This window comes from Pseudomonas sp. Lz4W (assembly GCF_000346225.2).
Taxonomy (GTDB): domain Bacteria; phylum Pseudomonadota; class Gammaproteobacteria; order Pseudomonadales; family Pseudomonadaceae; genus Aquipseudomonas; species Aquipseudomonas paraversuta.
In genome coordinates, this window is record NZ_CP017432.1 from 1290229 (window position 1) to 1301090 (window position 10862).

General features: G+C 59.4%; 10 protein-coding genes. 7 read left to right on the plus strand and 3 right to left on the minus strand.

Features of this window, described 5'->3' with window-relative positions:
- Positions 1–10 precede the first annotated feature (10 nt).
- On the minus strand, positions 11–427 hold the full coding sequence (locus tag B195_RS06215; RefSeq protein WP_003442567.1) for a PA2817 family protein: 417 nt from the start codon (positions 425–427) through the stop codon (positions 11–13).
- Between the two features lie 62 nt (positions 428–489).
- Entirely contained in the window at positions 490–2937 is a 2448-nt protein-coding gene (locus B195_RS06220) for an acyl-CoA dehydrogenase (protein ID WP_003442566.1), read from the minus strand.
- 149 nt (positions 2938–3086) lie between these two features.
- Here B195_RS06220 and B195_RS06225 point away from each other — a divergent pair, with 149 nt between their 5' ends.
- From B195_RS06225 to B195_RS06235, 3 genes are all read left to right on the plus strand, one after another.
- Entirely contained in the window at positions 3087–3710 is a 624-nt protein-coding gene (locus B195_RS06225; protein WP_003442564.1) for a glutathione S-transferase family protein, read from the plus strand.
- 146 nt (positions 3711–3856) lie between these two features.
- The gene (locus B195_RS06230) at positions 3857–4789 is read left to right on the plus strand and encodes an ABC transporter ATP-binding protein (RefSeq protein WP_003442562.1); all 933 of its coding nucleotides are present in this window, start codon (positions 3857–3859) and stop codon (positions 4787–4789) included.
- The gene (locus tag B195_RS06235) at positions 4786–5565 is read left to right on the plus strand and encodes an ABC transporter permease (protein WP_003442560.1); all 780 of its coding nucleotides are present in this window, start codon (positions 4786–4788) and stop codon (positions 5563–5565) included. Before B195_RS06230 ends, B195_RS06235 begins: the two co-directional genes overlap by 4 nt.
- Positions 5566–5783: 218 nt before the next feature.
- Here the strand turns inward: B195_RS06235 and B195_RS06240 are convergent, their stop codons facing one another.
- A complete protein-coding gene (locus tag B195_RS06240) occupies positions 5784–6299 on the minus strand; it encodes a DUF2062 domain-containing protein (protein ID WP_003442559.1) in 516 nt (171 codons plus the stop codon).
- Positions 6300–6432: 133 nt separating this feature from the next.
- Here B195_RS06240 and B195_RS06245 point away from each other — a divergent pair, with 133 nt between their 5' ends.
- The 4 genes from B195_RS06245 (at position 6433) to lpxK (ending at position 10838) form a co-directional block, all read left to right on the plus strand.
- Complete coding sequence (locus B195_RS06245) at positions 6433–8649, plus strand: DNA internalization-related competence protein ComEC/Rec2 (RefSeq protein WP_191985165.1); 2217 nt, start codon at positions 6433–6435, stop codon at positions 8647–8649.
- A gap of 118 nt (positions 8650–8767) precedes the next feature.
- Complete coding sequence (locus tag B195_RS06250) at positions 8768–9403, plus strand: MotA/TolQ/ExbB proton channel family protein (protein WP_003442555.1); 636 nt, start codon at positions 8768–8770, stop codon at positions 9401–9403.
- Entirely contained in the window at positions 9400–9828 is a 429-nt protein-coding gene (locus B195_RS06255) for a biopolymer transporter ExbD (protein ID WP_003442553.1), read from the plus strand. The genes B195_RS06250 and B195_RS06255 overlap by 4 nt, the downstream gene beginning before the upstream one ends.
- Entirely contained in the window at positions 9828–10838 is a 1011-nt protein-coding gene (lpxK, locus tag B195_RS06260) for a tetraacyldisaccharide 4'-kinase (RefSeq protein WP_003442551.1), read from the plus strand. The genes B195_RS06255 and lpxK overlap by 1 nt, the downstream gene beginning before the upstream one ends.
- Positions 10839–10862 lie beyond the last annotated feature (24 nt).

A 10862-nucleotide genomic window follows, 5' to 3' on the forward strand; every position in this document is an offset into this window, starting at 1 on the left:
GGCGCGTCAATCAGTGCTGCGGGCTGTCTTCGTTGGTCGGCAGCGCCATAAATTGCTTTTCCTGGTTCCAGTCGAATGGTTCGCCGTTTTGTTCGGCTTCAAAGCGACGTTCTTCCAGGGCTTCGTACATGTCCAGCTCTTCATCGGACAAGAAGTTAAAGCACGCGCCGCCGAAGAACCACAGCAAATCGCGAGGTACCAGGTGGGCGATTTGCGGATAGCGTTCGATCACCTGACACAGGATGTCCTGGCCCAGATACTGGCTGCTGTCAAAGTCGGTCAGCAGGCCGCTTTTCATTTCATCGAAGCGTTCCAGGAACAGGGCATGGCTTTCTTCCGGGATCTGTTCGGCATCACCGACAGCAACCAGGATACTGCGCAACATATCGAGCAGGGCTAGGTTATGGTTGAGATCGTTGGTGGCCATTGCGGTGTCCTCTAGAGCAAAACGGGCGCCGGAGTATAAAGCCCCCGGCGCCTGCTGTCCTGCTAGCGAATCTTTCCTTCGCTGTGGGTGAGCTGCTCTTTGCTGAAGTCATCCACGTCGATCACCTTGCGCCGGGCGGCTTCTGCGGTGCGTAAAGTCTCGGCTTCGGCCGGTTGCAGTACACCTGCCTGCAATGCCGAATCGATAGGCGGTTCGCCCGCAGCCGGTTTGACCTGGCCGCTTTTCAATCCGTCGTGGAGTTTTTTGTGCAGTGGATGTGCGGCTTTGAGCAGGTCGCAGGCGTGTTGCAGGGCGCCTACCGCATCGTCCGGTGACTGCGGGCGATAGCAGCCGGCAAGCACGGCTTCCAGGGCCGGATCGCCTTTGGTGCGACCCAGTACGGCGGCCACTTCAGCATCCAGTGCATCCGACGGTCCGGTATGGCGACGGCCGAACGGGAACACCACGACCCGCAACGCACAGCCCAGCGCACGGCTCGGGAAGTTTTTCAGCAGTTCGTCCAGGGCACGTTCGGCGTGGCCCAGGCTTTCTTCCATGGCCCATCGGAACAGCGGGTTGAGGTACTCGGGGGAGTCCAGATCGTGATAGCGCTTCAGGGCGGCCGAGGCCAGATACATGTGGCTGAGCACATCACCCAGGCGCGCCGACAAGCGCTCGCGACGTTTAAGTTCACCACCGAGCAGCATCATGCTCAAGTCTGCGAGCATCGCAAAGGCCGCTGCCTGACGGTTCAGGGCGCGGAAGTAACCCTGGCTCAGGGCATTGCCGGGGGCGTGTTCGAAACGGCCAAGGCCCAGGTTCAGCACCAGGGTGCTGGCCGCATTACTCACGGCAAAGCCGATGTGCTTGAGCAGCAGGCCATCAAACTCCAGCAGGGCCTGGTCTTTGTCTTCACGCCCGGCCAGGGCCATTTCCTTGAGTACAAAAGGATGGCAACGAATCGCGCCCTGACCAAAGATCATCAGGTTGCGCGACAGAATGTTCGCACCTTCCACGGTGATGAAAATCGGCGCCCCTTGCCAGTTGCGCCCCAGGTAATTGTTGGGCCCCATGATGATGCCCTTGCCGCCATGCACGTCCATGGCGTGGCCGATGCATTCACGGCCGCGCTCGGTGAGGTGGTACTTGAGGATGGCCGACAGCACTGAAGGTTTTTCGCCCAGGTCCACGGCATTGGCAGTCAGCATGCGCGCGCTGTCCATCAGCCAGGCATTGCCGCCAATCCGTGCCAGGGCTTCCTGGATGCCTTCAAAAGCGGCCAGGGGCACGTTGAACTGTTCACGTACTTGCGCGTACTGGCCGGTCACCAGGCTGGTGAACTTGGCAGCCCCGGTGCCGACCGCGGGCAGTGATATGGAGCGCCCGACCGACAGGCAGTTCATCAACATCATCCAGCCTTTGCCGAGCATTTCCTGGCCACCGATCAGGTAGTCCAGCGGGATAAACACGTCTTTGCCCGAGTTCGGGCCATTCATGAATGCCGCGCCCAGCGGCAAGTGCCGGCGCCCGATCTCAACCCCCGGGGTATCTGTGGGGATCAGTGCCAGGCTGATGCCCAGGTCTTCTTTGTCGCCCAGCAGGTGGTCCGGGTCGTGGGCCTTGAACGCCAGGCCCAGCAGGGTGGCAACGGGGCCGAGGGTGATATAGCGCTTTTCCCAGTTCAGGCGCAGGCCGAGTACTTCTTCGCCTTGCCACTGGCCTTTGCAAATGATCCCGGTGTCGGGCATGGCACCCGCATCGGAGCCCGCCAGTGGACCGGTCAGGGCAAAACAGGGGATATCATCGCCGCGGGCCAGTCGTGGCAGATAATGGTTGCGCTGCTCGTCGGTGCCGTAATGCAGCAGCAGTTCCGCCGGGCCCAGGGAGTTGGGGACCATTACCGTAGAGGCCAGATCACCGCTGCGGGTAGCCAGTTTCATGGCGACCTGGGAGTGGGCGTAGGCCGAGAAACCCTTACCGCCGAACTCCTTGGGAATGATCAGGGCAAAAAAACCGTGGGTTTTGATATGGGCCCAGGCCTCGGGTGGCAAATCCATGGCCTGACCGATTTCCCAGTCGCTGACCATTGCACACAGTTCTTCGGTCGGGCCATCGATGAAGGCTTGCTCTTCTTCGGTCAACTGCACCTTGGGGTAGGCCAGCAACTGTTCCCAGTCGGGACGGCCACTGAACAGCTGGCCATCCCACCATACGGTCCCGGCATCTATGGCATCGCGTTCGGTTTGCGACATGGGCGGCAGGGTTTTCTGAAACCAGCTGAACAGGGGCGCGGTGAACAGTTTGCGGCGCAGGTCGGGCAGCAGAAGCAGGGCAGCGGGAACCGCCAGTAATACCCACAAAATAACCAGTAGCCAGCCTGGTACATGGCCGATGATGCCCATGGCCAGCAGATAAACCGCCACCACGGCCATGGACGTCAGGGGCGCGATGCGGCGGTGGGCCAACCAGGCTACACCCACGATCAAAACCAGAATCCACAACAACAGCATATTCAATCCTCCGTGAGGCCATTCAGGCACCCTTGTGAGCTTAGTCGCAAGTCCATATCAAGGTAGTTGCAATAGTGACCTCATGCGGGAGACGGAGTTCGACGTCCCGGCGTAGACTCCTGTGGCGTCTATCAATCAGGAGTTGAGTCATGCTGAAAGTGTGGGGTCGCAAGAATTCGTCAAATGTCAGAAAGGCCTTGTGGTGTATTGAAGAGCTGGCACTGCCCTACAGTCGGGAAGAGGCAGGTGGTGCGTTCGGCGTGGTAAACAGCCCGCAATACCGGGCGTTGAACCCGAATGGACAAGTGCCGACGATCGAGGATGACGGCTTCGTGCTGTGGGAATCCAACGTCATCGTGCGTTATCTGACCGCCCAATATGGCGCGGACACGTCCTGGTATCCCACCGATCCCAAGGTGCGGGCCCAGGCGGACAAATGGATGGACTGGACCAGCACTTCCTTTGCCGCAGCCTTCCGCCCGCTATTTTGGGGTGTCTTGCGTACTCCGGCCGAGCAGCAGGACTGGGTGGCGATCAATGCCGCCATCCAGGCTTGCGGGCAGTTGCTGGAAATCGTGGATCAGGCCCTGTCTGAAAAACCTTACTTGTCGGGTGATGAAATCGGTATGGGTGACATCCCGCTTGGCTCGTTCATCTACGCCTGGTTTGAAATGCCCATCGAACGTCCGTCCCTGCCGCATCTCAATGCCTGGTATGAGCGTTTGAAACTGCGTCCGGCCTACCGCAGTGCGGTCATGACTGCGTTGACTTAATACCTACTATTAATACGGGCGACTGTACTTGTGCGGCCGGGCCAAGCACCATACGAGGTGTTTAAAGGCCTTGCCGGACTTGTCATGCAGACAGTTCGTCCTTACTTGGGTCTCTCCCTTTCCTTCATCTTGGTGCGTAATCCGATATGAGTTCCGCTCTGTCCATACGGCAGCTAACCAAAACCTACGGCAACGGTTTCCAGGCCCTGAGTGGTATCGATCTGGATGTTGCTGAAGGTGACTTTTTTGCCTTGCTGGGCCCCAACGGCGCCGGCAAATCCACCACCATCGGCATTCTCTCTACCCTGGTCAACAAGACCAGCGGCACAGTGAATATCTTCGGCCATGATCTCGATCGTGACCCTGCGGCACTCAAACGCTGTATTGGCGTGGTGCCGCAGGAGTTCAACTTCAATCAGTTTGAAAAGACCTTCGATATCGTGGTGACCCAGGCCGGGTATTACGGTATCCCGCCGAAAATCGCCAAGGAACGCGCCGAGAAGTACCTGACGCAACTGGGGCTCTGGGACAAGCGCGAAACCCCTTCGCGTTCGTTGTCGGGCGGCATGAAGCGGCGCCTGATGATTGCCCGGGCACTGGTGCACGAGCCGCGGCTGTTGATTCTCGACGAGCCCACTGCAGGCGTGGACATTGAGCTGCGTCGTTCAATGTGGACCTTCCTCACCGAATTGAATGAGCAGGGCACCACCATCATCCTCACCACGCATTACCTGGAAGAGGCTGAGCAGCTGTGCCGCAACATCGGGATCATCGATCACGGCACCATTGTCGAGAACACCAGCATGCGTCAATTGCTGGGTCAGCTGCATGTCGAGACCTTCTTGCTTGACCTGAAGAAGCCGCAGGCGGTGCCGGTGCAACTGATCGGTTATCCGAGCCAGTTGCTCGACGATCACACCCTGGAAGTGCAGGTGGATAAAGCGGTGGGCATTACCGGTCTGTTCACTCAGTTGGCCGCTCAAAACGTTGAAGTGGTCAGCCTGCGTAATAAAACCAATCGTCTTGAGGAGTTATTCGTGTCGCTGGTCGAGAAAAACCTGGCAAAGGTGGCGATATGAGCTCGGAGCTGCGCCCCAACCTGATTGCGTTGAACACCATTATTTATCGTGAGGTACGGCGTTTTACCCGCATCTGGCCGCAAACCCTGCTGCCGCCTGCGATTACCATGGTTTTGTATTTTGTAATTTTCGGTAACCTGATCGGTCGGCAAATCGGTGATATGGGTGGCTTCACCTATATGGAGTACATCGTACCGGGTCTGATCATGATGTCGGTGATCACCAACTCCTACGGCAACGTGGTGTCGAGCTTCTTTGGCGCCAAGTTCCAGCGCTCGATTGAAGAGCTGATGGTATCGCCGGTATCGCCCCACACTATTTTGATCGGCTTCACGGTCGGCGGGATTCTGCGCGGGTTGATGGTGGGCGTGATCGTGACCCTGCTGTCACTGTTCTTCACCCATTTGCAGGTGCATCACCTGGGCCTGACCATAGTTGTGGTGGTGCTGACGGCAACGATCTTCTCTCTGCTGGGGTTTATCAACGCCGTATTTGCGCGCAACTTCGACGATATCTCGATCATCCCGACGTTCGTGCTGACGCCGCTGACGTACCTGGGCGGGGTGTTTTATTCAATTACACTGCTGCCGCCGTTCTGGCAGACCGTATCGCTGGCCAACCCGGTGCTGCACATGGTCAACGCCTTCCGCTACGGCATTCTTGGGGTTTCGGACATCAAGATCAGCGTGGCCCTGACCTTTATGGTGGTGGCAACGATCGTGCTGTACATCGCTTGCGCACGCTTGCTGGTCAGTGGTCGCGGGATGCGCCAGTAGTCTTTCATCAGCATGCAAAAGGCCCCGTAGCGGCTAATGCTGTTCACATGAATAAACCCTGCCTTGGCAGGAGCGAGCTTGTCTCGCGATGATTGTTAACAAGAATGCGTGTTTACAGGTTGAACACGGCGCTCTGGAGACCATCGCGAAACAAGCTTGCTCCTGCAGTTGAGACAGCAGGCGTTTAAGTGAGCAGCATTACCCTTACGGGGCCTTTTTTATGGGCGCTTGTTATGTCGGCGTTTCCATTGGCGGCTGACCCACCAGCGCCAGTACAACTGGGTCAGGCAATAGGCCAGCGCCCCGAGTACGACGCCACACACCACTGACCCAAGCAAAAATGGCTGCCACAGGGTGGACAACTGGCTGCTGATCCATTCCCAGGTCAGTTCGTCGGGCAGTGAGCGGGCCGGGACATTCATCAGCCATGCCCCCATTTGGTAAGTGCAATAGAACACGGGGGGCATGGTGATCGGGTTGGTCAGCCAGACCAGACTCACCGAAATGGGCATGTTGCTGCGCACCGTGATCGCCAGAAAGGCGGCCAGCAGCATCTGGAAAGGCATGGGAATAAACGCGGCGAAGATCCCCACCGCCATTGCACGGGAAACGGAGTGCCGATTGAGGTGCCAGAGGTTGGGATCATGCAGCAAAGTGCCCAGGAAACGTAAGGACTTGTGTTCCCTGATGCTGGCCGGATCCGGCATGTAGCGTTTGAAAATCCGCCGTGGCATAGGCTTCTCGCTCGGAGTAAGAGTGCAGTATGCCCAAGTTAAGCTAGCCGCTTGTTCAGACTTTGTGACAATTCTTAAAACCTGGAGCGCAGCTTCCGACTAATCCGATAAAACGGCTTTATTGGATCGGGTTATGCATACGGGAATGTTGGCACTGGCGTCGGGTTTGATGGCGTTGCGGTTTTTACCCGGGTTGCCACCGGGCGGGTGGTTGTTGTCAATGCTGGTTGCGGGACTGTTGCTGCTCATCTTTCGTTTCTATCCGTTTGGGCTGTTCCTGATCGGGCTGACATGGGCCTGTTTTCAGGGGCAGAGTGCACTGGATGATCGATTGCCCGGCGCACTGGATGGTCGAACGCTGTGGGTTGAAGGGCGTGTAGTCGGGTTGCCCCGGCAGACTGATAGCACCGTGCGCTTTGAATTGCGCGATGCCCGCTCGCGGCACACTGCTTTGCCCGGGACTATCCGGCTGGGCTGGTTCGGCGGGCCGCCGGTCAACAGTGGCGAGCGCTGGCGGCTGGCGGTGAAACTCAAGCAGCCCCGGGGTCTGCTTAACCCCCAGGGCTTTGATTATCAGGCCTGGTTGCTGGCGCAGCGGATTGGCGCGACTGGAACTGTCAAGGCGGGTCAACTGCTCGAACCGGCCAGTCATGCCTGGCGCGACGATTTGCGCAAGCGTGTGCTGCACACCGATGCCAATGGGCGAGCGCCGTGGCTCGCCGCGCTGGTCATGGGCGACAGCTCGGGCCTGAGCGGTGACGACTGGAGGCTGCTGCAGGCAACCGGAACCGTGCACTTGCTGGTGATCTCGGGTCAGCACATTGGGCTGTGTGCCGGACTGATTTACGGCCTGGTCGCCTGGTTGGCACGCCGTGGCTGGTGGCCGCGGCGTCTGCCATGGCTGCCATGGGCCTGTGGCCTGGGGTTTGCCGGCGCGCTGGGTTACGGCTTGCTGGCAGGCTTTGAAGTACCGGTTCAGCGGGCATGCGTCATGCTGGGGCTGGTGCTGATATGGCGTCTGCGGTTTCGTCATCTGGGGGTTTGGCTACCGTTTTTGCTGGCGCTCAACGGGGTGTTGATCATTGAGCCGCTGGCCAGTCTGATGCCGGGATTCTGGCTGTCCTTCGCCGCCGTGGCGGTGCTGATTTTCACCTTCAGTGGACGTCTGGGGCCCTGGGACTGGCACGTGGCATGGGCCCGGCCCCAAGCAATGATTGCCCTGGGGCTGTTTCCGATGCTCTGGATCCTGGGCTTGCCCATCAGCCTGAGCGGCCCGCTGGCCAATCTGGTGGCTGTGCCGTGGATCAGTCTGCTGGTATTGCCCACGGCACTTCTGGGCACGTTGCTGTTACCGGTGCCCTGGCTTGGCGAAACCCTGCTTTGGGTGTCAGGCGGTTTGCTTGATGGGTTGATCAGGGGGCTGACCTTGCTGGCCGGGTATTTTTCCCCCTGGTTGCCTGTAACAGTTCCCTTGGCAGTGTGGCTGTTGAGTGCTTTCGGGGCGCTGCTGTTGATGCTGCCGGCAGGCGTGATACTGCGGCCGCTGGGGTGGCCGCTGGTGCTGCTCGCAGTTTTCAGCCCGCGTGAGCAAATCCCTCGCGGTCAGGTTGAAGTGTGGCAGCTGGATGTGGGGCAGGGGCTGGCCATTGTGCTGCGCACCCGCAATCACGCCGTGCTTTATGACGCGGGACCGAAAGTCAGGGATTTTGACCAGGGCGAGCGGGTGGTGGTGCCGGTGTTGCGTTCCCTGGGGATAGCCAGGCTGGACCTGATGCTGATCAGTCACGCGCACGCCGATCACGCCGGCGGGGCCCTGGCGGTACAGCAGGAAGTCGGTGCCCTGCGGGTCATCGGCGGTGAGTTGCCGGGGTTGGCGGAGCCATTGCGGGCGCAGCCTTGTACCAGCGGCGAGAGTTGGGAGTGGGATGGCGTGAAGTTTTCGCTCTGGCAGTGGTCAGGGGCGAGTGACAGCAATCAGAGGTCCTGTGTGATGCAGGTTGAAGCCGGCGGCGAGCGGCTTCTGCTGACGGGGGATATTGACGCCCGGGCCGAACGGGCCTTGTTGCAAACTTCGTTGGGCGTCCCCACCCGCTGGCTGCAAGCCCCGCACCACGGCAGTCGCACGTCATCCTCGGTGGATTTGCTCAAGGCCCTGGCACCCCGGGTGGTGCTGATCTCCCGGGGCCACGGCAACAGCTTTGGCCATCCGCACCCTCAAGTGCTGGCGCGCTATCAGGGGTTGGGGGTGCAGATACTGGACAGTGCCGAGCAGGGAGCGCTGCGGTTTCGCTTGGGCACCTTCGGCAAGGCTGAGAGTCTGCGCGATCAACCCCGTTTCTGGCGTGATTGATGCTTGAAGCCGGCTGCTGTGCGTTGCATGCCCAAGCGGCGAGACAGGCATGGCTGCTACAAGAGGGAGAGTTCAATCATGTGGTAAAGTGGCGCACTTTTTCGAGGGGATTTTCACTGTGTGGGAACTGGTCAAATCCGGCGGCTGGATGATGCTGCCGATCATTCTGAGCTCTGTTGCCGCGCTGGGCATTATTGTCGAGCGCCTGTGGACCCTGCGTGCCAGCCGCGTGACTCCGCCCCATCTGCTCGGGCAGGTCTGGGTCTGGATCAAGGACAAGCAGCTGGACAAGGAAAAACTCAAGCAATTGCGCGCCGATTCGCCATTGGGTGAAATCCTGGCTGCCGGCCTGGCCAACTCCAAGCATGGTCGCGAGATCATGAAAGAATGCATCGAAGAGGCCGCCGCCCGGGTCATTCACGAACTTGAACGTTACCTCAATGCATTGGGCACCATTGCCGCCATGGCGCCGTTGCTGGGACTGCTGGGCACGGTTCTGGGCATGATCGATATTTTCAGTTCGTTCATGGGCTCGGGCATGACCACCAACGCTGCGATACTCGCGGGCGGTATTTCCAAAGCGCTGATTACCACTGCTGCGGGACTGATGGTCGGTATTCCGGCGGTGTTCTTCCATCGCTTCCTGCAGCGCCGGGTCGATGAACTGGTGGTTGGCATGGAGCAGGAAGCGATCAAACTGGTCGAAGTGGTGCAAGGCGACCGCGAAGTCGACATGGTCGGGAGCAAAGTGTGAAGTTTCGCCGCAAACCACGGGAAACGGTCGATATCAACCTCGCGTCGTTGATTGACGTGGTGTTTATCCTGTTGCTGTTCTTTGTCGTAACCACCACCTTTACCCGCGAAACCCAGTTGCGGGTGGATCTGCCGGAAGCCGTCACCGGCTCGCCCAGTGACGAGCAGAACACCAGGCAGCTGGATATCGCCATAAGCGCAGACGGGGTGTTTTCGGTGAACGACCAATTGCTGCCAAAAAACGATCTGGCGAGCCTGATCGAGGCCCTGCAGAGGGAGTCCGGTGGCGATACCAGCTTGCCATTGTCGATCAGTGCCGATGGCAAGACCCAGCATCAGGCGGTCATTATTGCGATGGATGCGGCCGGCAAGCTCGGCTTCAGCCATTTGCGCATGACCACCGTTGAGGCGCAGGCGCCTCACTGATGGCCATGTCAGATCGTTTGCTGCGTGCCTGGTATGCCGGGCATCCGCTGCTCAAGCTGTTGAGCCCGCTGGAATGCCTGTACCGCAAAGTGGTAGAGCGCAAGCGCGCGCGTTTTATCGCGGGAGAGGGCGAGATCTATCGTGCGCCCGTACCGCTGGTGGTGGTAGGCAATATCACCGTCGGCGGTACCGGTAAAACACCGCTGATTTTGTGGCTGATCGAGCATTGCCAGCGCAATGGTCTGCGGGTTGGGGTGGTGAGCCGTGGATATGGCGCCAGGCCGCCTCAATTGCCGTGGCGTGTCAGCGCCGAACACAGCGCCAGAATAGCGGGGGACGAGCCCTTGCTGATCGTGCAGCGAACCGGCGTACCATTGATGATCGACCCCGATCGCAGTCGTGCGGTTCAAGCCTTGCTGGCCAGCGAGCCACTGGACCTGATTCTTTCGGACGACGGTTTGCAGCATTACCGCTTGGCCCGGGATCTGGAGTTGGTGCTGATCGATAACGCCCGGGGCCTGGGCAATGGTCATTGCCTGCCGGCGGGGCCGTTGCGGGAACCGGCGGAGCGATTACTGAGTGTGGATGCGGTGCTGTATAACGGCGCTGCCAGCGACCCGCAAGGTGGATTTGCGTTTCAGTTGCAGCCGACTGCGCTGATCAACCTGCTCAGTGGCGAGCGCAAGGCGCTGGACTTTTTCCCGCCTGAACAGGCCTTGCATGCCGTGGCCGGGATCGGTAATCCGCAGCGTTTCTTCACCACCCTCGAAACGCTACACTGGCGGCCAATCGCCCATGCTTTTGCAGACCATGCGCCCTATAGTGCCGAGGTCTTGAATTTCATGCCGCCATTGCCTCTGGTCATGACCGAAAAGGACGCGGTGAAGTGCCGCGACTTTGCGTCACCTGACTGGTGGTACCTGGCGGTTGACGCTGTTCCGTCCGAAGCCTTCGTGCTGTGGTTTGACCGGCAGTTATTGCGTCTTTTACCCAATCGTCTTTTGCCCTAACCGATCTTTATTCAGGGGAACATT